The sequence below is a fragment of the Streptomyces sennicomposti genome (assembly GCF_019890635.1).
Classification (GTDB): domain Bacteria; phylum Actinomycetota; class Actinomycetes; order Streptomycetales; family Streptomycetaceae; genus Streptomyces; species Streptomyces sennicomposti.
The window spans coordinates 43,983-67,550 of the sequence record NZ_JAIOAB010000033.1 but is presented as its reverse complement, the minus strand read 5'-3'; the positions used below and the strand labels follow the sequence as shown (position 1 = coordinate 67,550).

Here is a 23,568-nt window from a genome sequence, read left to right as displayed (position 1 = left end):
CCCACGGGACCACCTCCCGCCGGATCACCACCCATCGCACCGCGACAGGAAGGAAACCTCCCCTCATGACCACCACCGCGCACGGCGTCGCCGGACTCAAGGCCCTGGCCGGCGCCGACCTCGGCCGCACCGGCTGGCTGGAGATCACCCAGGACCGGGTGAACACCTTCGCCGACGCCACCGGCGACCACCAGTGGATCCACACCGACCCCGAACGCGCCAAGGACGGCCCCTTCGGCGGCCCCATCGCCCACGGCTACCTCACCCTGTCCCTGATCATCCCCCTTTTCACCGAACTGCTGGAGATCACCGGCATCTCCATGAGCGTCAACTACGGCCTGGAGAAGGTGCGTTTCCCGAGCCCCGTCCCCGTGGGCGCCAAGATCCGGCTGCACGGGGCGGTCGACTCGGTGGAGGAGGTGAAGGGCGACGGCGTCCAGATGGCGCTGGCCTTCACCGTCGAGGTCGACGGCAGCGAGAAGCCCGCCTGCGTGGCCCGGGCCGTCTACCGCCACTACGCCTGACCGCCGAGGTGATGCCGCCGAGGTGATGCCGCCCCGGCCACGGGGGTCACACGTGTGCCGGGTCCCGGTCGCGGATCGCCGTGGCGGTGCGGTGCAGTTCGGCGAGGACCGTCCGGACGGCCTTGCGCGCGGTGCGTTCGGGGCGGTGCAGGACGTCGATGCGGCGTCGCGCGTGCACTCCGCTCAGCGGTCTGAGGACCACGCCGGGGTGTGGGCGGGCGGTCCAGCGGGGCAGCAGTGCGACACCGCCGCCGGCCGCCACCATCTCGGCGACCACCGAGAACTCGTTGACGCGGTGGACGATGTCCAGCCGGCGGTTGGCGACGCAGGCGACGGCCTCGACGGTGGCCATCAGCGGGAAGCCGTCGTGGACGGTGATCCAGGGCTGGTCCGCCACGTCGCCCGGGGTCAGCACCGGCGCGGCGGCCAGCGGATGACCGGCCGGCAGCGCCACGTCGAGCGGCTCGCGCAGCAGCGTCGTGGCGGTCACCGTACGGGGCCACGGCGGGCCGTGGTCGAGCCGGTGCGCGAGGACGAGGTCGTAGTCGCGGGTGAGCGCCGGGAACCGGTCCTGGGCCACGTCCTCGTCGGCGAGCCTCAGCCGTGGTCGGTCCGGTCCGGACAGGGCGCGCAGCAGGAGCGGGAAGAGCGTGGCGGCCGCGCTGTGGAACGCCGCCACCGACACGTCCCCCTCCGGCCGCCCCGCGAAGTCGGTGATGGTGTGCCGGGCCCGGGCGAGCGCGGTCTCCACCTCGATGGCGGCCCCGGCCAGGGCCTGCCCGGCCTCGGTCAGCACCACCCGGCGCCCGGCGCGCTCGGTCAGCGGGACCGGGATCGAGCGCTGGAGCAGCCGCAGCTGCTGCGAGATCGCCGAGGGCGTCACCTGGAGCGCGTCGGCGACGGCGGTGACGCTGCCCAGCTCACCCAGTTCGCGCAGGATGCGCAGCTGCCGTTCGTCCATGCGGGAAGTGTAGGACGGTGTAGCTCTGCTACATGATCGATTTAGAAGTTGGTGGTGGCCTAAAGCGTCGCCGCTGGTGCAGCGTGTGGGTATGCCTCTCGCCCGCCGCAGCACCGACGCGGTACTCCTCCTGGTCGCGCTCGTCTGGGGTTCCAGCTACCTCGCGGCCAAGTCCGCCACCGCCGCCCTCCCGGTCCTGGCCGTGCTCTTCGCCCGGTACGCCGTCTCCGCGCTCGCCTGCGGCGCCCTGGTCGCCGCCCGCCGCCGCAAGCCTGGCTGGACCCGCGCGGAGATCCGCACCGGCACGCTGCTCGGCGGCACACAGGCGGCCGTACTCGTCCTGGAGACCTACGGGGTGGCGCACACCAGCGCCGCCAACGCGGGACTGATCATCAGCCTGACCATTGTGCTGACGCCCCTGCTGGACCGCACCGGAGGCCGACCCGGACTGCCCCCGGCGTTCTTCGCAGCCGCCGGTCTGTGCGTGGTCGCCGTCGGGCTGCTCACCGCCGGCACCGGTCTGCACGCGCCCCGGCTCGGGGACGGACTGGTGCTGATCGCCGCGGTGGTACGGGCCGGGCACGTCGCGCTCGTCGGGCGGCTCACCGCCGCCCGGCCCGTGGACGCGCTGCACCTCACGACCGTCCAGACCGTCGTGGGCACGGCGCTGTTCCTGCCGGCCGCGGTCGTACACGCCTCCGCGCTGGCGCACGGCAGCGCCGCCACCTGGGGCCGGCTGATCCATCTCGCCCTGTTCTGCAGTGTGTTCGCCTTCCTCGCGCAGACCTGGGCGGTGCAGCGCACCTCGGCCAGCCGGGCCAGCCTCCTGCTGGGCACCGAGCCGGTGTGGGCCGTCGCGGTGGGAATCGGCCTCGGCGGCGAACGGCTCACCCTGTGGGCCTCGCTCGGCGCCGCGCTCATGGTCGCCGGCACCTACTGGGGCCAGTCCGTCGAACGCGCCCACCGCAACACCGCCCCCGCCGAAGCGACCGACGCCCGGGAGGGCGAGAAGGGCGAGAAGGGCGACACGGCGGACACGGCGCACCCGGCGACGACACCCGCCGGGGCCCGACCGGCCGGCGTCTGATCGGGCGGCGGCACCTGATCGGGGGCCCGTCGCGTGGCTCGCCGCGTGAGCCGCCCGACACACGCGGAAGTCCTTCCGCCACGTACCCGCGTAGAGCCCCCTTCAGCCACGCCCCGCGTAGAAGCCTTCAGCCACGCACCCGCGTAGAAGAAGGTCCCTCAGCTCACGCCGAGGGCGGGCGCGCTCCTCTTTCGGGCGCGGTAGGCGGCGGCCTTGATCCTGTTGCCGCAGGACTCCATGCCGCACCACTGCCGCCGCATCCCGCGCGAGCGGTCGATGTAGACGCGGGTGCACTCGGGGTTGCCGCACTCCTTGAGCAGCGGCACATCGGGACCGCCGAGCAGCTCCACCGCCTGCCGGGCGAGGGCGGCCAGGGCCTCCTGAGGCGTCGCCTCCGTGCGCCGCCCCTCCGAGGTGAGCTGCGGTACGGCGGCCGGCATCCGCGCCGTGCCGTTCAGCAGGTCCAGCGCCCCGGCGTCGTACGCCTCGCCGAGCCGCCGCGCGGTGACCAGCCGGTAGACGGCCTCGCGCAGCGCCTTCGCCCGCTCGAGGTCCGTCTCGTCGCTCGGGGTGACCGTGTCCACCACCCCGGACTCCAGGAACCAGGCGTCCAGCCGGTCGGGCGCCGCGAACATCTCGAACCGCAGCGTACGGCGGGCGCGCAGCGTCGCGGCGAAGTCCAGCACCGGGTTTCCGCACACGAAGACATGCTCAAGGTTCATGTCACCATCCTGACAGGTGACGAACCTCCCCGACAAGAAACGGCGCCCCGCCGAACCGGTGCGGACCGGTGCCCGGCGGCGCGTGGCCGGGAAACGGGGGTGTTCGACGTGCGAGGGACGGGCGGAGGTGAGCGGGACATGGCGGGCCACATGAGCGCGTACGGCGGGGTCGGCCAGGCAGCGGTCCTCCAACTCGGCTGGCACAGCCGGGCGTTCGCGCTCGGCGGCGGCCGCGCGGACCCGTGGGGCCGGGTCGGTGAGCAGTCCCGCCTGGACGGCGAGCGGCCGGTCGCACCAGGCCCGCGCGACCGCGGCGCGCAGCTTCGGGTCCGGCGCGCGGACGAGTTCCGCCCGGGCCCGGCCGTAGGCCTCCTCCGGTGCGTCGATGCCGGTCCGCACCCCGCGGTCCACCGAGTGGCGCACGAAGTCCGCGCAGGCGTCGCGGATCGCCGGATCGGGATGCTCGGCGATCCTGCGGCGCACCGCCGGGGAGATCCGCTCCCCGTGCAGGTGCACCGCCGCGTCGTGGCCGCCGTGCGTCAGCAGGGCCTCGGCCACGGCGTCCGCCGGCCGGCCGGGCCGCAGCGTCATGCCGTGCCGGCCGGCCCGGTGCGCGGCCAGGCGCGCCAGGACGGCGTCGGGCGCGGCCGGGTTCCGACCCAGACCGGACAGCCGGGGACGAGCGAGACTCGTCATCCGGCCAACCTACTCACCCGGGCCCGCGCCGAGCCCGTCCGCCCGCGCCCGCAACACCGCGCGCTCCGGCGGCCGTTGGGAGACGGTCCGCCTGCTCAGAGGTGGTCCGCCTCCACGACGGCCCGCGCGAAGGCCGCCGGGGCCTCCTGCGGCAGGTTGTGGCCGATGCCGTCGAGCCGGTGGTACCGGTACGCGCCGGTGAACCGGTCCCGGTACGCGCTGTCGTCCGGCCCGGTGAACGGGTCGCGCTCGGCGTCGAGGACGACGGTGGGCGCCGGGATGACCGGCCGCGGCACGAGCCGCTTCTCGTACCGGTCGTAGCGCCGCTCGCCGTCGGCGAGGCCGAGCCGCCAGCGGTAGTTGTGGATCACGATCGCCGCGTAGTCCGGGTTCTCGAAGGCCGCCGCCGTACGAGCGAAGGTGGCGTCGTCGAAGTCCCAGGTGGGGGAGACGATGTCCCACACCAGCCGGCACAGGGCGCGGCGGTTGTCCGGATCCACCATGGCGAGGCGGCCCCGCTCGGTGGCGAAGTAGTACTGGTACCACCAGGCGTACTCCGCCTGCGGGGGCAGCGGCCGCTTCTGCATCTCGACGTCGGTGACGAGGTAGCCGCTCACCGACACCAGCGCCTTGACCCGCTCGGGCCACAGCGCCGCGACGATGTCGGCGGTGCGCGACCCCCAGTCGAACCCGGCGAGCACCGCCTTCTCGATCTTCAGCGCGTCCATCAGGGCGACGATGTCGAGGGCGACCGCCGACTGCTGGGCGTTGCGGACGGTGTGCGGGGACAGGAAGCGCGTCGTGCCGTGCCCGCGCAGGTACGGGACGATCACACGGTAGCCCTGGGCCGCCAGCAGCGGCGCGACGTCGACGTAGCTGTGGATGTCGTACGGCCAGCCGTGCAGACAGATGACGACCGGGCCGTGCCGGGGCCCCTCCTCGGCGTAACCGACGTCCAGCAGACCGGCCTTGACCTGCTTCAGCGTGCTGAAGGACGTGTGCGTGCCGGAACCGGTGCCGGACGCGGCCGGCACCGTGTCCTCCGGCCTGCCCTCCGGTCGCGGCGCGGCCGAGGCGGCCGGCGCGCCCTGGAGGCCGGCCAGCGAGGCCGCCGCCGTGCCCGTGCCGAGACTGACGGCCTTGCCGAACGTGCGCCTGCCGATCATGCGAAGTCCTCCGTCGGACGCGGTCGCGCACGGCGGCGCGGAACCGGTGGGTGCCTGGGATCACTGCCGTTCGAGGTGCGTGACGACTGTGGCACGGGGTGCGTCACCCGTCAAACAGGTGACGCGGGACTTCGGTGCCGACGGTGGCGTTTCGGCCAGTCGGGGGTGGTGGTGGCGCGGGGCGGCGGGGCCGGGCGTCGCCGCCCCCGCGCCCACCGGGGAGCCGTACCGGGCTATCGGCCGGTCGGACCGAACAGGGCGATCTGGTCCTTGACCCAGGGGTCGTAGACGGCCGAGCGCTTGTCGCTCGACAGGCCGAACCATGCCAGCTGGTCCGAGACCCAGGGGTCCGTGCGCGGGTCGGCGAGCTGGTGGTGACGGGGGTGGTGGGCGTGGGGGGAGGGCAGGTGGGTGGCGGTGGTCGCCGCGGTCCGGGCCGCGGGGCGGGCGGACGGCTGGGACGTGGCGGCCGCCGCGGAGCCGCCGGCGGAGAGGACGGCGCCCGCGACGAAGGCGGCGGAGACGCCCGCGGTCGTGGCGCGCCGGATGAGCTTGTTCATGGTCTTCCTCCTTGCACAGCGGGTGTTCCCGGAACCACGGACGGCGGTCACCGCCGCGGTCCCAGGTCGGGCCGCATACCCAGGGCCTCACACCTCCACACCCCGACACACCTACTTGCGCACTCGCGGGCCGGCCGACACACCTGTGTACCGGTGTGCGGGCACACCTGCGCGCCCGCGCACCGGGAAGCCGACACACCCGGGCGCCGGGACACCGACACACTTGCGCACCGGGGAGCCGCAACACCGGGACGTATGCAGACCCGGAATACCGACACACCCAACCCGTACGCCTCGCCGAGTGTCCCGTCGCGGCATCTCCCCGCCGGGGCGCGGGCCGGCGCGGCGGGTCGACGGCGACGTTTCGGCCACCCGGTCCCGGGGGACACCGGCACGGACCGTTCAGAGACGCGGACCGTCCGCAGAAGCGGACCGTCCGGAGAGGGAGCGCGGGACATGACGTGGGACGAGACGCCCGGCACGGCGGTGGTGACCGGGGCGTCGTCGGGCATCGGCGCCGAGTACGCGCGGCGGCTGGCCGGGCGCGGCTGGGACCTGGTGCTGGTCGCCCGGCGCGCCGAGCGGCTCGCCGCCCTGGCGGACCGGCTGCGCGGGGAGTCCGGGGTGGCCGTGGAGACGGTCGAGGCCGATCTCGCCCGGTCGGCGGATCTCGCCCGGGTCGCCGAGCGGGTGGCCGCGCCGGACGTGGCGCTGCTGGTCAACAACGCGGGGATCAACGGGTACGGCCCGTTCCCCGAGGTGGACGCCGCGCTGCTGACGAAGGTGGTCGACGTCAACGTCGTCGCGCCCACGGTGCTGACCCGCGCCGCCGTCCCCGGGATGCTGGCGCGCGGCCGGGGCGCGGTGGTCAACGTCGCCTCGCTGCTGGCGTTCGCCGGCTCCCTGCCGCCCGGCCCCCTTCCCCAGCGGGCCGTCTACGGCGGCACCAAGGGCTACGTCGTGACGTTCACCAGGACCCTGGCCGCCGAGCTGGCCGGCACTCCGGTACGGCTCCAGGTGGTCTGCCCCGGCCTCACGGCCACCGAGTTCCATCTCGGGACGGGCGAGCGACCGGTGCCGGGCGAGCAGCGGGTCCACGAGGACGGCGGGATGCCCGTGGCCGACGTGGTGACCGCCTCGCTGGCCGCGCTGGCGGCCGGCGAGGTGGTGTGCGTGCCCGGCCTGGAGGACGCGGAGGCCGTGGCGCGGCTGGTCGCGGCGGAACTCGGCGTGCGCGAGGGCGCGGGGGCCTCGTTGGCCCCTCGTTACCGTGCGGCGGCAGAGGCGGCGGCCGAGGCGGAGACGGACGGCTGACCGTCCGGCCCCTGGGGCCGGTGTCCAGAACTCGGCGGCACTTTCGCCGTCCGCGACACTTCCACCGTCCGCCATCTTGTCAGGAACATGATCGCATCCCTACAGTCCCCTGCGAACCTACTTGGGAGCGCTCCCAAACAGACATGCCCAAACGATACGGAGGACAGCGGGCGCGCTCCCCGGACTTCCGCACGGCACCGCACAGTCTCCCGTCCGGAGAGGACCCGCATGTCCCCGTCACCGCACCATGCGCACCGCACGCATGCCCTGCTCGGCGCGCTGCTGACCGTTCTCGCCGCGCTCGCGGCGCTCATGACCATCACCCCGGCCGCCCACGCGGACACCCAGATCTGCGACGCCTTCGGCTCGACCACGGTCCAGGGCCGGTACGTCGTCCAGAACAACCGCTGGGGCACCGACCAGACCCAGTGCATCACCGCCACGGACTCCGGCTTCCGGGTCACCCAGGCCGACGGCTCGGTGCCCACCAACGGCGCCCCGAAGTCGTACCCCTCGATCTACAACGGCTGTCACTACACCAACTGCTCGCCGGGAACGGCCCTTCCGGCCCAGCTGAGCACCATCTCCAGCGCGCCGACCGGCATTTCGTACACCTACGTCAGCGGCGCGGTCTACGACGCCGCCTACGACATCTGGCTCGACCCCACGCCGCGCACCGACGGCGTCAACAAGACCGAGATCATGGTGTGGTTCAACCACGTGGGCGCGGTCCAGCCGGTGGGCTCGCAGGTCGGCACCGCCACCGTGGCCGGCCGCCAGTGGCAGGTGTGGTCCGGCAACAACGGCGGCAACGACGTGCTGTCCTTCGTCGCCCCGTCGGCGATCGGCAGCTGGAGCTTCGACGTCATGGACTTCGCCCGTGCGGCGGTCGCCCGCGGGCTGGCCCAGAACAACTGGTACCTGACCAGTGTGCAGGCCGGGTTCGAGCCCTGGCAGAACGGCGCGGGACTGGCCGTGACGTCCTTCTCCTCGACCGTCAACACCGGCGGCAGCGGCGGCGACCCGGGCAACCCGGGCGACCCCGGCACCCCGGGCGCCTGCAAGGTGGCGTACGGGACGAACGTCTGGCAGGGCGGGTTCACCGCCGACGTCACCGTCACCAACACCGGTTCGGCCGCCGTCGCCCCCTGGCAGCTCGCCTTCACCCTGCCCTCCGGGCAGCGGATCACCAGCGGCTGGAACGCCACGCTCTCCGGCCAGTCGGGCGCCGTCACGGCGGCCGGCCAGTCGTACAACGCGACCATCGCCCCCGGCGGCACCGTGTCGTTCGGCTTCCAGGGCACCTACAGCGGTACCTTCGCCAAGCCGTCCGGCTTCACCCTGAACGGCACCGCCTGCACCACCGCCTGACCCGGCGGGGGCGGCCCGCATCACGGCGTCGCCCCCGTCGCCCCCGTTGCCCCCGTCGCCCGTCCGTCGTGGACGGCGGTGTCACATGCGGGACGACGACGAGACCTCTTCGTCGTCTTCCCTTGCCTGGGCCGGTGGTCGGCTGCGGGGGCGGGTGCGGGTGCGGGTGCTCAGTCCTCGGTCGGCCAGTCCCAGCCGAGCTGGAGGAACATGCCGAGCCGGTCGCTGACCGCACGGATCTCCGCGATCCGGCCCGCGCGCACCGTGAAGATCCAGATCTGCTCGACATTGCAGCGGCGGCCGGTCGGCTCGGGCATCCGGGGGTGGTAGCCGGTGTGGACGCCGCACACCCGCAGCCGCGCCACCACCTCGTCGCCCTCGGCGATGAGCTGCTCGGCGTGGAAGCCGTCGCCCGGCGCCCCGGTGCTGAATGCGGCGAGCTGCTGCCGGAAGCCCTCTATCGCGGCGCCTGGCGTCTCCTCCTCACCGAAGATGATCTTGTTGTGGTCGATCACGTCGGCCGCGAGGTAGCGCTCCCAGTCCTGGCCGGACCGGTCGTTGAGCGCGGCGATGAAGTCGAGGACGACCTGCTTGGGGGCGAGGGTGAGGGTGGGGGCGGAGGTGACGGGCGTGGCGGGGGTGGTGGCGGTGGTCGTGTGCTGCAAGTCCGGCTCCTGTGAGGTCTGGGGTTCTCGCCCTCGTGCGGCGTAAGGCCTTCTTGCGCCGCACTATTTTCTTACGACGTAAGTTTCACTGGGCTCGATTGTTGACTTACCTTGTAAGAAAGTCAATCGTCGGGGTGGAGAGGGCTGGTGGGCCATGACGGCCGAGAAGCCGGGTGCGCGGCGGGGTCGCGGTGAGCGCGTGGGGCTGACCCGGCAACGTGTCCTCGACGCGGCGCTGGACCTGGTCGACCGGCGGGGGCTCAAGGCCCTGACGATGCGTTCGCTCGGCGAGCAGCTCGGCGTCGAGGCGATGACGCTCTATCACTACGTCCCGAACAAGGACGCGTTGCTCGACGGGCTGGTGGAGCAGGTGTTCCGGGCGGCGGCGCCGGCGATGGACGGGTCCGCCGACTGGCGGGAGGCGCTGCGGGCGTATGCGAAGGCGCTGCGCGAGGGGCTGCTGCGGCACCCGGCCGTCCTCCCGCTCGCCGCGTCCCGCCCGGCGGTCACCCAGGCGACGCTGGACGACATCGAGGCGTGCCTGGGCATGCTGACGGAGAACGGTTTCACGCTCGGACGCGCGCTGCACGCCCTGAACGCGGTGTCGGTGTTCGCGATCGGGCACGCCGTCCTGGAGGTCCAACTCGTCGTCGGCACTGAGGAGTCGGGCGGGACGGGGTGGCTGGCCGGGCTGGACGGCGAGCGCTATCCACTCATCGCCCGCGCGGCGCGCGACCGGGTGGGCGTGGACGACGGGGAGCGTTTCGCCTTCGCCGTCGACGCGATGCTGCTGGGGTTCGAGGAACTGCGCACGGACTGAACCCCAACGGACTGAGCGGCAACGGGCTGAACCGCACGGGCCGAGCGGAGGGGCGGCGCGCGGTGCGGTACGGCCGCCGCTGCGGTGCGCGCGGTACGTACAAGAGGCGTACGCGGCCCGGGAGTCGCGTCACCGCGGCGGTGCGGCGGGTGGTTTCAGGGGAGTTCGGGCGTGCAGGTGCGGCACAGGCGGTAGCGGGCGCCGCCGCGCGGGCCGATCCGTTCCTTGACCCACTGTGCGGCCTCGCCGGTCTCCAGCAGGCGCACGTGTGTGGCCCATTCGGGGCTGAGGCGGCCGTCGTGCGCGAAGCGGCTCAGCGCCTCCGCCCCTGTCGCCAGGCCGTCGCCCGTCACGCGGCCGACCGACTGCTCGACCTTCTTGCAGTCGCCACGGTGCAGCGTCTGCTTCTCGGCGGCGTAGGGAGTGTGTCCGGACGCCGTGAAGCGGTTCCGCTGCGCGAGCGACTCGGCGCGCAGGGCGCTGAACTCGTCGGCGGCCTCGGCGCAGACCTCGCACCCGTCGGCACAGGACGGCGCGGGGAGAGGGGCGTTGTCGGTGGTGTCGAGGGCGCCGGCGGCAGCCGAGGCGACGGCGGCGGAAGCGGGGGTGGGGGTGGTCGCCGCGGCGTCGCCGGTCGCGGCGCTGTCACCGGTTGCGGCGATGTCGTCGGCCGCACGGGCGGGTGCGGGCACCGCGGGCGCCTCGGCCGTCCTGTCGTGCTGCCGCGCGCTCCCTTGCTCGTGCTGCTGTCGCTCGTGCCGGCGCGGACGGGGCGGCCCCGCCGCGGCGAGACGTACGGCGGCGGCGGCTCGCCGAGCCGCCTCCCGGGCCGCGCGCTGCCGTGGAGAAGTACGTCCTCGCTTTGCCATGAGAAGCCGGTCCCCTGTTCACCGTCGGGTGGAGTGCGTGAGGGCACGGCGACTGCCGGTGGCAGCGTCGCGCCCACGGCGCACCAGCATGGCATCCACCCGCCCGATCGGCGGTGCGCCGCGCCAGGGAAACCCACCGTGCGGGGGAGCCCTCCGTGCGGGGGGAGCCCACCGTGCGGGGAGCCCTCCGCTCTCTCGCGGCGGCCCGCTACAGCCCCAGGTCGAGGGCGAGGCAGGAGAAGTGCTTCCAGGAGCCCTCCGGGTCGTAGCCGCCGGACGGGTCCTTCGGGTCGGACGGCTTCTCCTCGACCATGTCGGCGTAGGCGATGCGCTCGGGCAGTTTTCCGAACCGCGCGTGGCGGAGCTGTGCGGCGACGTCCGGAGTGCTGTTGCTTTCCACGGTTCGACCTCCGTCTGGCCGGGGCGGATCGCTCCGAGCCCGTTCCGATGCACCGAGCGTCGCACCCGCTCGCGTCACCTGTCAAGGCGGTGACGCAGAGCGGGTGCGCCTTTCAGACCGAGGTCCGGCGCTTCGGGGGCGGAACCCGTGGCTTCACGGGGGAGGTCAGCCCTTCAGGCTGTAGAAGTGCATCGGGGAGTTCGGCCGGAAGCCGATACGCGGGTACACCGGCGCCCCGGCCGCGGTCGCGTGCAAAGTGGCGCGGGTCAGTCCGGTGGCCCGGGCGCCCTCGTGCAGCGCCTTGCGGGTCACCGCCTCGCCGTAGCCCCGCCGCTCCCACTCGGGCAGCGTGGCGACGAGCACGACGAAGAGACGGCCCTGGGCCTCCACCGCCCCGGCGCAGGTGACCGGGACGCCGTCCCGCAGACCGAGGTAGGCGTACACCTCGTCCTTCCACAGCGCGGAGCCGACGAGACCGTCCCGGCCCTCCTCCGAAGGGAAGCCGTACGCACGGGAGTTGATATCCGCGTAGGCTCGCAGGTGGTCGTCGGTGCGGACGCGGACGAAGGTCAGGTCGGGGTGCGCCGGGTCGGGGACGGGGAGCAGGTCGCCGGCCATTCCGGTGCCGGGGAAGGCGTGCTGGAGACCGGCCCGCTCGGCCGCCTCGGCCAGCCCCGCGCGGGCCCCGCCGTCGAGCAGGTCCTCGAAGAGCCACAGAAAACCCGGCTGCTTCTTGGCCCGCATGATCTCCGCCGCCTGGCGCAGCCGCTCCGCGACGAGCGCCGCGTCCGCGCCGACCTCGGTCAGCGTGACGCAGTTCCAGAACGCGAACCGGCAGTCCGCCCAGCGCACGGCGAGACCGGGCAGGTCCCGGACGTCCGCGTCCGGGTCCCGGTCCCGGACCATGGCCCGCCACACCGTGGCGAGCTGTTCCATCGATTCGATCGATTCCGCTAGACCCGTCATGGAGAAACCCCTTCGGCCGTCGAGTGTGCGGTCACCTTCCCAATGACAACGAACACGGGACAGGTGTGTTCTCGTCGAACCGCGCGGGTGCGTCGTACCGCGGGATGCCTCGAACGGCCCGGATGCGCAAGGGGGTTGGGGGACCCCGGCGGGGGCGGCGGTTACGGGCGGCGGCCCCAGGCGGAGACCATCGGGGCGGTGGCGAGATCCAGGCGTCCGGTGGCGACGTTCGCCAGATGTCGCTCGATCTCCTCGTCGGTGGCGAGCCCTTCGGCCACCAGCCGGTCGCGGATCTGCCGCACGGTCGCGGCCTCCAGAACGGCGCACGCCGGTGACATGATCGGGAAGTAGGCGTCCGCTCGCACATCGGTGAAACCGGCCTCGCGCAGCAGCCGGGGCAGGGTCCGCCCGTAGGCGAGGTCCGCGCCGCGCTGCGCCATCAGCGCGCGGAAGCCGGACCGCAGCCGGTTGGCGAGGCGCTCCTCGGGTCCGGACTCGTCCGGGCACAGCAGCGGCTGCAACGCCGGGTCGGCGTCCTCCAGGAACAGCACGCCGCCCGGCCGCAGCGCCTGGATCATACGGCGCAGCGCCTCGGCCCGGTCGGTGACGTGCACCAGCACCAGCCGGGCGTGCACCAGGTCGAAACCGCCGGCCGGCGGCGGGTCGGCGGCCACGTCGTGGCGGCGCGTCTCGATCACGCCGCCGCCGAGATCGGCGAGGCCCGCGAGCCAGGAGGTGTCGATGTCCGTGGCGAGGACCGCGCCGGTGGGGCCGACCCGCTCGGCCAGCCCGAGCGGCACCGACGGGCCACCGGCCCCGACCTCCCAGCAGCGCATACCGGCACGGATCCCGAACTGGTCGATGTGCCGGAACGTCACCGGGTCGAACAGCTCGCCCAGGGCCTCGAACCGGGTCCCCGCCTCGGACTGCCGGTTGTCCAGCAGGTAACCGCGCTCGGCCCGCGCCGGCACCTCGGCGTTCGCCCCTGCCCCTGCCCCTGTCCTTCCTGCCTTTGTCTCTGCCCCTGCCCCTGCCCCTGCCTCTGTTTCTGCTCCTGCGCCGGTGTCCGCGTCGTGCTCAGCCATGCGGCGATTCTGGCAGAGGGGGCCGCAGGCGACGGGCGGCGGGGACCGGGGTCAGCTCCCCGCGCCCAAGGCGGCGATGTGCCGCCGTGGGTAACCGGCCTCCAGCAGCGGAGCGCGCACGTCGCGGTCCAGGTCCGGCAGACAGCCGAACAGGACGTCGGCCGGCCCCGTGATCTCGGCCTCCCCGCAGGACGCGGGCAGCAGAAGCGTCTGCGCCCGGCCGAGTTCCCCCTCCCAGTCGCCTGACCGCACCCGCACCGGGGCGCCGACGTTGGACAGGATCTGCGCGGTGGCGAAGGAGCGTCGCAACGGCCCGGCGGAGGTCCAGCGCTCCAGGGCGAAGTAGGGACTCGCGCACAGGAAGACCCGCTCGGCCCCGTCGCCGAGGGCGATGCGCAGCCCGGGGGTGAAGTCCGGCCGGCATCTCCGGATGCACCTGCCGCATCAGCATGTCGAGGTTGGCGTCGAACTCCGCGTCGCTCACGGGGGAGCCGTCCTCCATCCGCCAGCGCATCGCGTGCTGCTGGATGTCGGAGGTCTGCTCGATCTCGTAGACCAGGGTGTCGGGGCCGAAGCTGTGCGGGGTGCCGCCGGGGACGTAGATCGTCTCGCCCGCGCGCACCGGCAGGCGGCGCAGTACGGCGTCGAAGTCCTGCGCCTGCAGCGCGGCGCGCAGCCGGCCCGGCGTCACCCCTTCCCTGACGCCGCATAGGGTGGTGGCCCCGGGGGCGGCGTCGAGGATGTGCCAGGCCTCCGTCTTGCCGTTGCGCTGTCCTTCGAGCCGCCGGGCGGCCTCGTCGTCCGCGTGCAGATGGACGGGCAGGGAGCCGGTGGCGTCGATGAACTTCGTCAGCACCGGGAAGCACCGGCCCGACCAGCCGGCGCCCATCAGGTCCTGGGGGTGGTCGGCGACCACCTGGCGCAGGGACCGGCCGGCCAGCGGACCCTCGGTCACCACACCGCTCAGTCCGGCCACGTCGCTGCACTCCCAGGTCTCGGCGACGCTCCAGTCCGGGATGCCGGTCTTGCCGAGGCGGCGGGCGAGGGCGTGACCGCCGAAGACCAGCGGCTTGGCCGTGACGGTCAGCCGCAACGGGTACAGGCGCACATCGCGGCCGCTCACCGGACCGGCCGTCCTCCGATGGGCCCCGGCCCGACCCTGGCCGACTGCGACATGGGAAACCTCCGGGAGCGCGAGGGGCGGGGTGCGGCGAACCGACTTCCCGCCCCCGCGACCGGCGAAACGAGGTCGCGGTACGACGCGCTGCGCGTGCTCCCGGAAAAGGTGACGTACTTTGTCACCTTTGGCGGGCACGGTGGACCTATGCAGAAGAACGCCGCGAAGAAGAACGCCGCGAAGAAGGACCGCGAGAACAGCAAGGCCAGCAAGGACAGCAAGGGCCGGATGGACCGGATGGACCGGATGGACCGGATGGAGAACAAGCCCGTGGGACCCGTGGAGCCCGTGGAGCGCGAGGACGTGGGCGCGGACAGCCGGCGCGGTCCCCTGTCCGGCCGGATCGCGCTCGTCGCCGGAGCCACCCGCGGGGCCGGCCGCGCGCTCGCCGTCGAACTCGGCCGGGCCGGCGCCACCGTCTACGTCACCGGCCGCACCACCCGCGAGCACGCCAGCGAGGTCGGCCGGACCACGGAGACCATCGAGCAGACCGCCGAGCTGGTCACCGCGGCCGGCAGCACCGGCGTCGCCGTCCCCACCGACCACCTCGACCAGGACCGGGTACGCGCCCTCGTCGAGCGGATCGACCGGGAGCAGGGACGGCTCGACATCCTGGTCAACGATCTGTGGGGCGGCGAACACCTGCTCGCCGGTTCCGTCTTCGGCAAGAAGAGCTGGGAGACGCCGCTCGCCGACGGGCTGCGCATCCTGGAACTCGGCGTGCGCTCACACGTGATCACCGCGGCGCTCGCCCTCCCGCTGCTGGTCCGCGCGCAGGCCCCGCTGCTCGTGGAGGTCACCGACGGCACGGCCGTCTTCAACCGCCGCTACCGCCAGAACCTCTACTACGACCTCGCCAAGAACGCCCCGATCCGGATCGCCTTCGGGCTGGGCGAGGAGCTCGGGGAGTACGGGGGCACGGCGGTCGCCGTCACGCCGGGCTACCTCCGGTCGGAGCAGATGCTCGGCCACTTCGGCGTCACCGAGGAGACCTGGCGCGACGCGATCGCCCGCGATCCGCATTTCGCCGTCGCCGAGTCGCCGTCCTACCTGGCCCGCGCGGTGGCCGCGCTCGCGGCCGACCCGGACCGGGCCGCCCGCTGGAACGGCAGGTCCACCTCCAGCGGTGAACTCGCCAAGGTCTACGGGGTGACGGATGTGGACGGCAGCCGGCCGGACGCCATGGCGTACTTCGAGGACGTCGTCTTCGGCGGCAAGCCGGGCTCGGCGGACGACTACCGCTGAGGCCGCGGCCGCGAGCCGCCGGGCGCCGGGCCGCAGGGCTCCGGGGGCTTGCGGCCCCGCGGCTTACGGCCCCGCGTCCCCCGGTCCTGCGCCTTGTGGTCCTGCGCCTTCCGGTCCTGCGGCTTGCGGCCCCGCGCCCTTCGGTTCCGCGGCCTTCGGTCCTGCGGCTTCCGGCTCCGTGCCCTCCAGTCCCGCAGTTTCCGGCCCGGGATCGCCCGGCCCGGGATCGCCCGGCCCGGGGTTGTCCGGCCCGGGGTTGCCCGGCGCGGGATCGGCCAGCTCGGGATCGTCCGGCGCGGGATCGGCCTCCTCCGGGGCGGGCCTGTCCCGGTCGTGCGGTGCGGGCGCGTCCGGCTCCGCGTCGTAGCGTGCCGCGAGGGAGCGGGCGTACGCGCGGAAGCGGGCGCGCAGGCTCGCCGGGGCCAGAACCTCCGCGTCCGCGCCCAGCGCGGTGAGCTGCCCGAAGGCCACGTCCTCCGACTCCACCGGCACGTCGAGCGTGACCCGCCCGGCGGCGTCCCGGGGCGGCGCGCCGACCGGCAACGCGCCGGCGGCGGCCGGGTCCAGCACGGCGGGCAGGCGGCGCAGCCCGTCCTCGGTCAGCCGCAGGGTGACGGTGGTGCGCAGCATCCCCCGGGCGAACGCCTCGGAGTGCGCCCGCCAGTGCGCGGCCAGGTCGAAGGACGGATCGCGGCGGAAGGGGGCGTCGGCGTCGGGGGAGGGGGAGAGCGCCGTGACGCGGTCGACGCGATAGGTACGCCAGACACCACCCCTGCCACTGCCGCCGCCGCCGTTGCCGGTACCGGCCACAGCCCGGGTCGCTTCTCCGGCCTCGCCCCCGGCTCCGGTCCCCGCCCCGGCCCGGCGTCCGCCCGCCCCCTCGCCCCGCTCCTCCGGGACGCGGCCCACGACGTACCAGATCCCCGCCTTCAGGACGAGGCCGTACGGTTCGAGCCGGCGGGTCACCGGGCGGGGCGGGGCGCCGTCGCGGCCCGGTCGGGCGTACGTCAGTTCGACGGCGCGGTCGGACCAGACGGCACGGGCCAGTTCCGGCAGCAGCTCGGGCGACGACGGCTCGCGGAACCAGGCCGGTGCGTCGAGGTGGAAACGGCGCGCCGACGACTCGGCCGCCGTGCGCAGCGACGGCAGCAGCGTGGCCGCCAGCTTCAGCCGGGCGGTGTCCGCCGCGTCCGACAGCCCGAGGTCGCGCAGGGCGGTGGGCAGGCCCGAGAGGTACAGCGTCTCGGCCTCGGTGGGGCGGAGCGTGGTGAGCCGGGTCCGGTGGCCCGGCGCCAGCCGGTAGCCGCCCGCCCGGCCGCGCTCGGACCGCACGGGCACGCCCGCCTCCTGGAGCGCCTGCACGTCACGGATCACGGTGCGCTCGGAGACGTCCAGCTCATGGGCGAGGGCGGCGGCGGTCAGTCCGGGACTCGACTGGAGGAGGAGGGCCATACGGATCAGACGGGCGGCGCGCATGGCCCCATCATCGCGTCCCGCGGGGCGGCCCGGCGGGGCGTGTCACCGCTCCAGCAGGGGCGCCACCCGCGACAGCGTGGCCAGGATGTTGGGCTCGGTGACCGTCTCCCGCGCCGCCTGCGGCGTCAGCCAGCGCAGCGGGGCGTCCGGGTTCTCCGGCCGTACCGCCTGCGGGACGCCGGTGGCCAGGACGTAGCGCAGGTCGGCGTGCTCGTGGGCCGGTTCGTGCCGGCCCGCCGGGACCGGCACGATCACCAGGTGCCGTACGTCGGCGTCCGGCCAGGGGGCCAGGTCGGGCAGTCCGGTCTCCTCGCGCGCCTCGCGGAGGGCCACGGCGAGCGGGGCGTCCTCGCCGGGGTCGCCGTGGCCGCCGACCAGCAGCCACGACCGGTGCCGCGGATGCCGGCGCAGCAGGACCCGGCCGCTGCCCGGATGCACGATGACCGCCGTCGCCGTGACGTGCAGCGGGCGGGACCGGTCCCACGGGTCGCCCGGCGCCGCGAGGAGGGCCCTCACCCGGTCCGCGTCGGCGCGTTCCGCCGGGGTGGCCGGTGCGTGGCGGGCGAGGACGTCGACTACTGCGGGGTGGGCCGTGGTCATGCGGCCGATGCTAGTGACGCACGGCGGCGTCGGCCTCCGAATTTCCCGGCCCGGCGGCCCTCCGGTCCTCGGCCTGCCGCCCCCGCTTCTCGGCTGGCCAGCTCCCCCGTTCCTCGGTCTGCCGGCCCGTCCGGTGAACGGCCCGGCGGTCCGGCCCGCCGGGCCGTCCGGTTGCGGGCCGATTCCGCAGCGGAGAGCCTCGGTCTGTCCCCGGACCCGAGCCCGGGAGCGGACCCGTACCCGCAGGGAGCGGACCCGTACCCCGTGGTGGACGCGTCCCCGGAGGCCGACGGCGCAGGAGGCGGTGCGGATGAAGGCGATCACGGTCGTGCCCGGCGAACCCGGGCGCGTACGGGTCGAGGAGGTTCCCGAGCCCGCGGAGCGGGAGGGCTCCCTGCTGGTGGAGGGGCGGCTCCTGGGGATCTGCGGGACGGACGTCGACATCGTCGAGCGCGGTTACGGCTGGCTGCCGCCCGGCCAGGACCGGCTGGTGATCGGGCACGAGTCGCTGGGCGCCGTCCTGGAGGCCCCGCCGGACAGCGGGTTCGCCCCCGGCGACCATGTCGTGGGGATCGTACGGCGGCCCGATCCCGAGCCGTGCGACCCGTGCTCCCAGGGCGAATGGGACTTCTGCCGCAACGGCGGCTACACCGAGCGGGGCATCAAGGAACGCAACGGCTACGGCTCGCGCCACTGGCGGGTGGAGCCGGAGTTCGCGGTGCGCGTCGATCCCGGTCTCGGCGACTGCGGGGTGCTGCTGGAACCGGCCTCGGTGCTGGCCAAGGCGTGGGAGCAGACCGACCACATCTTCGCGCGCTCCTCCTGGCGGCCCCGTACCGCCCTGGTCACCGGGGCCGGGCCGATCGGTCTGCTGGCCGCCCTGATGGGGGTGCAGCGGGGGCTGGAGGTGCACGTCCTGGACCGGGAGGACCGGCCGCCCAAGAGCACGCTCGCCCGTGACGTGGGCGCCGTCTTCCACACCGGCGACGTGCGTTCGGCGGGCGTCGCGCCGGACGTCGTGATCGAGTGCACGGGCCACGGCCCGCTGGTCTTCGAGGTCACGAAGGCCGCCACCCCGAACTCGGTGGTCTGCCTCACAGGTATCTCCGGCGGCTCGGCGCCCGCTCGCGTCAGCACCGACGACGCCAACAACCACCTGGTGCTCGGCAACACCGTCGTCTTCGGCACCGTCAACGCCGCCCGCCGGCACTACGAGCAGGCGGCCCGCGCCCTGGCCGCCGCCGACCGCGCCTGGCTGGACCGCCTCATCACCCGCAAGGTCCCCATGGACGACTACGCGCAGGCGCTGCGCAAGAACCCGGACGACGTCAAGGTCGTGGTCGATCTGCGGACGTGAGGTCGTGGCCGTCGTTCCGGTTCCGCTCCGTCCCGGGTCCCGGGTGCCGCGGCCCGTGTCCCTCCGACGGACCGGCGGAGCTGGCCGGTCCGGTGGAACCCGCCGAGACTCGGCATGGAACCCGTCGGCGGACCGCACCCGAGCACCGGCGCCTGGGCCCGCACGTATGTGCACCCCCGCACAGGCACGCACACAGGTGCGCCCACGCCCCCACGCCCCACGCCGTACGGCCTCCGCGCGGACACCGCGAGCCGCCGCTCCCAGCCGAGGAGAACGACGTATGCAAGGTTTCACCAGGGAGCCGGGGGTCCGCGGACCGCTGGAGGCCGTCCCCGCCGCCGGGAAACGGAAGATCCTGCGCTGGGCCGCGACCATCGCGATCGGCGGCTTCCTCTTCGGCTACGACACCGGAGTCGTCTCCGGCGCACTGCTCTTCATCACCCGCGACTTCGGCCTGACCGCAGCTCAGCAGGGCAGCATCGTGAGCGTCCTGCTGATCGGGGCGATGGTGGGCGCGCTGTCGGCGGGCCGCGTCGCCGACCGGCTGGGCCGCCGCCGGACGCTCGCCCTGGAGGGCGCCGTGTTCGTCGTCGGCACGCTGGTCGCGGTGTCCGCCGACGGATACGGCATGCTGCTCCTCGCCCGGGTGGTGCTGGGGCTCGCCGTCGGCGGGGCCTCCGCGACGGTGCCGGTCTACCTCTCGGAGATCGCTCCGGCCGAGATCCGGGGGCGGATCCTCAGCGCCAACCAGCTGATGATCACGGTCGGCATCCTCGTCTCCTACCTGGTCGATCTCGCCTTCTCCGGCAGCGGCGACTGGCGCGCCATGTTCGCCGTCGGCCTGATCCCGGGCGCCGCCCTCACCCTCGGCACCCTGTTCCTGGTCCCGGAGTCACCCGTATGGCTGATCCGCAACCACCGCAGCGGTGAAGTGCGGGAGTTGATCGCGTCCGTGACCGGCGAGCAGCGGGCCGACCAGCTGATCGCGAAGTTCCGGCGCACACGGGAGGAGCGGCAGCGCACCAGTGGCGACGGCGAGCCGCAGCGTCAGGGCTGGCGCGCCCTGACCGCGCGCTCCGTCCGCCCCGCGCTGATCGTGGGCGTCACCCTGGCCGTCATCCAGCAGTTCGGCGGCATCAACACGATCATCTACTACGCGCCGACCATCATCCAGAACACCGGACTGACCGCCTCGAACTCGATCTTCTACTCGGTCTTCATCGGCGTGATCAACCTCGTCATGACCCTGGTGTCCATCCGGCTCGTGGACCGGCTCGGCCGCCGGAAACTGCTGCTCGGATCGCTGCTCGGGATGCTCGTCACCGTGGGGCTGCTCGGGCTGAGCTTCGTGGTCGCGCTGCCGTCCGCGCTGTCCCTGGTGTTCATGATCCTCTACATCGCGGCCTACGCCGCCGGTGTCGGCCCGGTGTTCTGGGTGCTCGTGGGCGAGGTGTTCCCGCCGTCCGCGCGGGCCGTGGGGTCGAGCGCGTCCACGACGGTCAACTGGCTGTCCAACTTCGTGGTCAGCCAGGCGTTCCTGCCGCTGGCCGGCGCCATCGGCCAGGGGCAGACGTTCTGGCTGTTCGGCGTGGTCTGCCTGCTCGGCCTCGGCTTCGTCGCCCGCTTCGTCCCCGAGACCAAGGGCCGCGACTACGGCGCGGTGGACGCGGACCTCCAGTCCCGCTTCGGACACGGCCCGAGGCCCGAGGCGATCAGGCAGCGGGGTTGACGCCCGCCCCCGCCCCCGCCCCGGCCCCCGCTCCGCGCCGCCCGCGCGCCCTGATCGCGCGGGCCGCCGGGCGCACGGGCGCGGCGGTGCGGGCGGCGTACCGGCGGGTGACCGAGAACCTGTGGCCCGTCGCGCAGCAGACGGTGGCCGCCACCCTGTCCTGGTGGATCGCGAGGCACGTCATCCACCACCATCAGCCGGTCTTCGCCCCCATCACGACCCTCGTCGCGCTGAACACCGCGCGCGGCGGGCGCGGCACGAACGCGGTGCGGTTCGTCGCCGGCGTCGTCGCGGGCGTCCTCGTCGCCGAGGCGGCCGTCGCCCTGCTCGGCCCCGGCTACCCCACCATCGCGCTCGCCGTCTTCCTCGCGATCCTGGCCGCCCTGGTGGTCGGCGGCGAACGCGTCACCATGGCCCAGGCGGCGGTGAGCGCCGTCATCGCCGTCGGCACCGGCATCCAGGCCGGCTCGAATCGGGTCGTGGACGCGCTCCTCGGCGCGGGCGTCGCCCTGGTCTTCAGCCAGCTGCTGTTCCCCGCCCACCCCCTCGCCCTGCTGCGCCGCGCCGAGTCCGGCACCCTCGCCGACCTGGCCGAAGCGCTGGCCCTGACCGTACGGGCGGTGGACGGCGGCGACGCCGGACAGCGGGAGTGGACCTGGGAGCATCTGCGCGCCGCCTACGCCCGCCTGGCCGAACTCGGCGAGGCCCGCGCCGACGCCGGTACGGCCGCCCGCCGCTCACCCGTGTGGTGGGGCCGCCGGGAGCCCGTCGAACGGGAGTCCCGGTACGCGGCCGGCCTCGACCTGCTCGGCGCGAGCTGTCTGACGCTCACCCGCACGGTCCTCGCCCTGGCCCCCGGCCGCCGGGCCGACTTCACGCCCGCCGTCGCGGAGCTGTCGCGCACGCTGCGCTCGCTCGCCGCCGCCCCCGGCGACCACGCCGTACGGCAACGCGCCGCCGAACGCGCCCTCGGCGCCGCCGCTCTCGCGCCCGCCCTGGCGGACGGGGAAGCGGCCGAGACCGCCGCGGCCGCCACCGGAGTGACGATGGTCGTCCTCGACGTCCTCGCCTTCGTCGGCGTCCCGGCCGACGAGGCCCGGGCGGCGGTACGCGCCCGGACCACCCGGATACGGGTCGGGGCGCCGCCCACCCTGCGCTGGACCTCGGCACCGCGCCTCGGCGGCGGCTCGAGACGCGGCGCTTGACAGAGCCTGTCTCTTTGATGGGCACCACACTTGCCGTCCCCGAAAGATCATTTTCGTGAGGAGTTCAGCGCTTGGCGTACGCGCGGATGAACGCGTGGGCTCCGTCGATCATGATCTGGCGGATCTGGTCAGGGTCGGCGTTGGCGGGGACCGGTTGGCGTTCGTAGGCCAACAGGAGTGTCAGGGCGCCGAAGTGGTCGGCGGCCAGGCGTGGGTTGTCCGTGTCCAGGAGTCCGGCATCGGCGAAGTGGGCGATGCGGTCCGCGAGTGCTGCCTGCATCGGCGCCGTTTCGATGTCGTCCTCGGTCGTCGGTGTCCGCAGACGCTCCTGGGCGACGAGGGCGAACCCGGCGGAGAAGTCGGCGGAGCCGACGACCGTTGCGCCGAGGTCGATCGCCAGCGCGGTGAACGCCGCTTCCAGTTGCGGCACCGTCGTGATCGGTGCGTCTTCCGGGAGGTGTTCCTCGATCGCCCGGCGTCCCGTGGCCAGTAGTGACTCCGACACGTCGGAGAGGATGGCCAGGAAGAGGCGCCGCTTGTCGCCGAAGTAGTCGTACACGGTGCGTTTCGAGACGGCCGCGCGGGTCGCGACGGCATCCATGCTGACGCGGTCAACGCCTTCGCGGACGAACAGGTCTCGGGCGGCGGCGAGGATCGCCTTCCGTTTCTCCGGGGACCCCTCGCGCACCGTCTTCTCCCTGGCGAAAGAGTTCACTGGCACCTCCGGGGGCAACTCTACACTGTGCGGTTTACTCACTGCACTGCACGGTGTAGTTTACTAACCGGCACCGCCAGGGCCTACCGAAGAGACCAGGACCTACCGAAGAGAGAGGGATCCCTCATGCCGCGAGCGCCCGCCGTCATCGGCGATCTCGTCGAATCCGCCATGGGGCGGCCGGCTCACCTGCTCGACGCCGGTGAGCCCGCCCCCGGCTTCCTCGAGCTGGACATGCACGCCGAGCCGCCGCCCGGCGGCTGGCATCCCGGCCACGAGATACAGATTCGCGCCACGCCTACTCAGGGGCGTCGCTACACCGTGCGGACCGTAGGCGTCACGGACCCCGAACGCATCGGCATCCTCGTCGCCACCGAGGCCGAAGGGCCCGGCACGACGTGGATGCGCCGGCTGCGCGTCGGCAGCCGCACGACGGTGCTGGCCGGGCGCCACCGGCCGCTACGCGAGCACGGAACCCGCCTCCTCTACCTCGGCGACGGCTGCGCCCTCGGCACCCTCGACGCCTGTGCCCAGGGCGCTGACGCGCCGATCGTGGCCGTCGAGGTGCCGGCGGACGCCGTCGAGCCCCTCGCCGACCGCTGGCCCCGGTACCGCTTCCTGCCCGCCGCGGAAGCGCCGGGCGACGCACTGCAGTCCTGGCTCGAACGGGCCGTCGGCAACGACGAGCTCGGAAACCTCGACGGCGCCGTGCTGCTGGGCCACGCCCAGTCGATCCAGCGTCAGCGCCGGGTGCTCACCGACGGCCTGAACCTGCCGCGCCGTGCCATCACCACGAGGCCGTACTGGGCCACCGGCAGGGCCGGGCTGTAGCGCCCGCCGCCACGACCCGCGCGGAGC

At 73.9% G+C, this 23,568-nt stretch carries 22 protein-coding genes and 1 pseudogene; 10 read left to right on the top strand and 13 right to left on the bottom strand.

Annotation, left to right across the window (positions count from 1 at the left end):
* Nucleotides 1–65: 65 nt before the first annotated feature.
* Nucleotides 66–524 (top strand): MaoC family dehydratase, encoded by a 459-nt coding sequence (locus K7787_RS19375; RefSeq protein WP_164388512.1) that lies wholly within the window; start codon nucleotides 66–68, stop codon nucleotides 522–524.
* Between the two features lie 46 nt (nucleotides 525–570).
* Here K7787_RS19375 and K7787_RS19370 read toward each other — a convergent pair whose 3' ends face one another.
* On the bottom strand, nucleotides 571–1,485 hold the full coding sequence (locus K7787_RS19370) for a LysR family transcriptional regulator (protein WP_223002339.1): 915 nt from the start codon (nucleotides 1,483–1,485) through the stop codon (nucleotides 571–573).
* Between the two features lie 91 nt (nucleotides 1,486–1,576).
* On the opposite strand from K7787_RS19370, the gene K7787_RS19365 reads away from it, so the two are divergent.
* A complete protein-coding gene (locus K7787_RS19365; protein ID WP_223002338.1) occupies nucleotides 1,577–2,572 on the top strand; it encodes a DMT family transporter in 996 nt (331 codons plus the stop codon).
* Between the two features lie 158 nt (nucleotides 2,573–2,730).
* On the opposite strand, the gene K7787_RS19360 is transcribed toward K7787_RS19365, so the two are convergent.
* The 3 genes from K7787_RS19360 to K7787_RS19350 form a co-directional block, all read right to left on the bottom strand.
* A complete protein-coding gene (locus K7787_RS19360) occupies nucleotides 2,731–3,294 on the bottom strand; it encodes a CGNR zinc finger domain-containing protein (protein ID WP_223002353.1) in 564 nt (187 codons plus the stop codon).
* A 791-nt stretch (nucleotides 3,295–4,085) separates the two neighbouring features.
* Complete coding sequence (locus tag K7787_RS19355) at nucleotides 4,086–5,156, bottom strand: alpha/beta fold hydrolase (protein ID WP_223002337.1); 1,071 nt, start codon at nucleotides 5,154–5,156, stop codon at nucleotides 4,086–4,088.
* Nucleotides 5,157–5,389: 233 nt separating this feature from the next.
* Complete coding sequence (locus K7787_RS19350) at nucleotides 5,390–5,716, bottom strand: hypothetical protein (protein WP_050790901.1); 327 nt, start codon at nucleotides 5,714–5,716, stop codon at nucleotides 5,390–5,392.
* Nucleotides 5,717–6,172: 456 nt separating this feature from the next.
* Here K7787_RS19350 and K7787_RS19345 point away from each other — a divergent pair, with 456 nt between their 5' ends.
* Both K7787_RS19345 and K7787_RS19340 read left to right on the top strand, forming a co-directional pair.
* Complete coding sequence (locus K7787_RS19345; protein WP_223002336.1) at nucleotides 6,173–7,030, top strand: SDR family NAD(P)-dependent oxidoreductase; 858 nt, start codon at nucleotides 6,173–6,175, stop codon at nucleotides 7,028–7,030.
* Nucleotides 7,031–7,258: 228 nt separating this feature from the next.
* On the top strand, nucleotides 7,259–8,401 hold the full coding sequence (locus K7787_RS19340) for a glycoside hydrolase family 12 protein (RefSeq protein WP_223002335.1): 1,143 nt from the start codon (nucleotides 7,259–7,261) through the stop codon (nucleotides 8,399–8,401).
* Nucleotides 8,402–8,571: 170 nt separating this feature from the next.
* On the opposite strand, the gene K7787_RS19335 is transcribed toward K7787_RS19340, so the two are convergent.
* Nucleotides 8,572–9,066: an ester cyclase gene (locus K7787_RS19335; protein WP_223002334.1), complete on the bottom strand. Its 495-nt coding sequence runs from the start codon at nucleotides 9,064–9,066 to the stop codon at nucleotides 8,572–8,574.
* A gap of 154 nt (nucleotides 9,067–9,220) precedes the next feature.
* Here K7787_RS19335 and K7787_RS19330 point away from each other — a divergent pair, with 154 nt between their 5' ends.
* Complete coding sequence (locus K7787_RS19330) at nucleotides 9,221–9,886, top strand: TetR/AcrR family transcriptional regulator C-terminal domain-containing protein (protein WP_223002333.1); 666 nt, start codon at nucleotides 9,221–9,223, stop codon at nucleotides 9,884–9,886.
* 155 nt (nucleotides 9,887–10,041) lie between these two features.
* Here K7787_RS19330 and K7787_RS19325 read toward each other — a convergent pair whose 3' ends face one another.
* The 5 genes from K7787_RS19325 to K7787_RS19305 all read right to left on the bottom strand — a co-directional run bounded on the left by K7787_RS19325 (nucleotide 10,042) and on the right by K7787_RS19305 (nucleotide 14,329).
* Nucleotides 10,042–10,578 carry a hypothetical protein gene (locus K7787_RS19325; RefSeq protein WP_223002332.1) on the bottom strand — a complete coding sequence of 179 codons (537 nt, stop codon included), beginning with the start codon at nucleotides 10,576–10,578 and terminating at the stop codon, nucleotides 10,042–10,044.
* 385 nt (nucleotides 10,579–10,963) lie between these two features.
* Entirely contained in the window at nucleotides 10,964–11,155 is a 192-nt protein-coding gene (locus tag K7787_RS19320; protein WP_223002331.1) for a hypothetical protein, read from the bottom strand.
* 165 nt (nucleotides 11,156–11,320) lie between these two features.
* Nucleotides 11,321–12,121 (bottom strand): GNAT family N-acetyltransferase, encoded by an 801-nt coding sequence (locus K7787_RS19315; protein ID WP_223002330.1) that lies wholly within the window; start codon nucleotides 12,119–12,121, stop codon nucleotides 11,321–11,323.
* A gap of 161 nt (nucleotides 12,122–12,282) precedes the next feature.
* Nucleotides 12,283–13,092: a methyltransferase domain-containing protein gene (locus tag K7787_RS19310; RefSeq protein WP_223002329.1), complete on the bottom strand. Its 810-nt coding sequence runs from the start codon at nucleotides 13,090–13,092 to the stop codon at nucleotides 12,283–12,285.
* 106 nt (nucleotides 13,093–13,198) lie between these two features.
* Complete coding sequence (locus K7787_RS19305) at nucleotides 13,199–14,329, bottom strand: class I mannose-6-phosphate isomerase (RefSeq protein ID WP_308036393.1); 1,131 nt, start codon at nucleotides 14,327–14,329, stop codon at nucleotides 13,199–13,201.
* 201 nt (nucleotides 14,330–14,530) lie between these two features.
* Here K7787_RS19305 and K7787_RS19300 point away from each other — a divergent pair, with 201 nt between their 5' ends.
* Nucleotides 14,531–15,628: an SDR family oxidoreductase gene (locus K7787_RS19300; protein WP_247721071.1), complete on the top strand. Its 1,098-nt coding sequence runs from the start codon at nucleotides 14,531–14,533 to the stop codon at nucleotides 15,626–15,628.
* A 348-nt stretch (nucleotides 15,629–15,976) separates the two neighbouring features.
* Here the strand turns inward: K7787_RS19300 and K7787_RS19295 are convergent.
* Both K7787_RS19295 and K7787_RS19290 read right to left on the bottom strand, forming a co-directional pair.
* Nucleotides 15,977–17,104: pseudogene (locus K7787_RS19295) on the bottom strand (helix-turn-helix transcriptional regulator); the annotation flags it as partial.
* A 42-nt stretch (nucleotides 17,105–17,146) separates the two neighbouring features.
* Nucleotides 17,147–17,704, bottom strand: coding sequence for an NUDIX hydrolase (locus tag K7787_RS19290; protein ID WP_223002328.1), 558 nt, complete (start codon nucleotides 17,702–17,704; stop codon nucleotides 17,147–17,149).
* Between the two features lie 310 nt (nucleotides 17,705–18,014).
* Between K7787_RS19290 and K7787_RS19285 the strand changes: the two genes are divergently transcribed.
* The 3 genes from K7787_RS19285 (at nucleotide 18,015) to K7787_RS19275 (ending at nucleotide 21,995) form a co-directional block, all read left to right on the top strand.
* Complete coding sequence (locus K7787_RS19285) at nucleotides 18,015–19,061, top strand: glucose 1-dehydrogenase (RefSeq protein WP_223002327.1); 1,047 nt, start codon at nucleotides 18,015–18,017, stop codon at nucleotides 19,059–19,061.
* A gap of 280 nt (nucleotides 19,062–19,341) precedes the next feature.
* The gene (locus K7787_RS19280; protein ID WP_223002326.1) at nucleotides 19,342–20,790 is read left to right on the top strand and encodes a sugar porter family MFS transporter; all 1,449 of its coding nucleotides are present in this window, start codon (nucleotides 19,342–19,344) and stop codon (nucleotides 20,788–20,790) included.
* Nucleotides 20,787–21,995 carry an FUSC family protein gene (locus K7787_RS19275; RefSeq protein WP_223002325.1) on the top strand — a complete coding sequence of 403 codons (1,209 nt, stop codon included), beginning with the start codon at nucleotides 20,787–20,789 and terminating at the stop codon, nucleotides 21,993–21,995. Before K7787_RS19280 ends, K7787_RS19275 begins: the two co-directional genes overlap by 4 nt.
* 64 nt (nucleotides 21,996–22,059) lie before the next feature.
* Here K7787_RS19275 and K7787_RS19270 read toward each other — a convergent pair whose 3' ends face one another.
* Nucleotides 22,060–22,683 carry a TetR/AcrR family transcriptional regulator gene (locus tag K7787_RS19270; RefSeq protein WP_308036392.1) on the bottom strand — a complete coding sequence of 208 codons (624 nt, stop codon included), beginning with the start codon at nucleotides 22,681–22,683 and terminating at the stop codon, nucleotides 22,060–22,062.
* 153 nt (nucleotides 22,684–22,836) lie between these two features.
* Between K7787_RS19270 and K7787_RS19265 the strand changes: the two genes are divergently transcribed.
* Nucleotides 22,837–23,541, top strand: a complete 705-nt coding sequence (locus K7787_RS19265; protein ID WP_043262184.1) for a ferredoxin reductase domain-containing protein — start codon at nucleotides 22,837–22,839, stop codon at nucleotides 23,539–23,541.
* The last annotated feature ends 27 nt before the right edge of the window (nucleotides 23,542–23,568 follow it).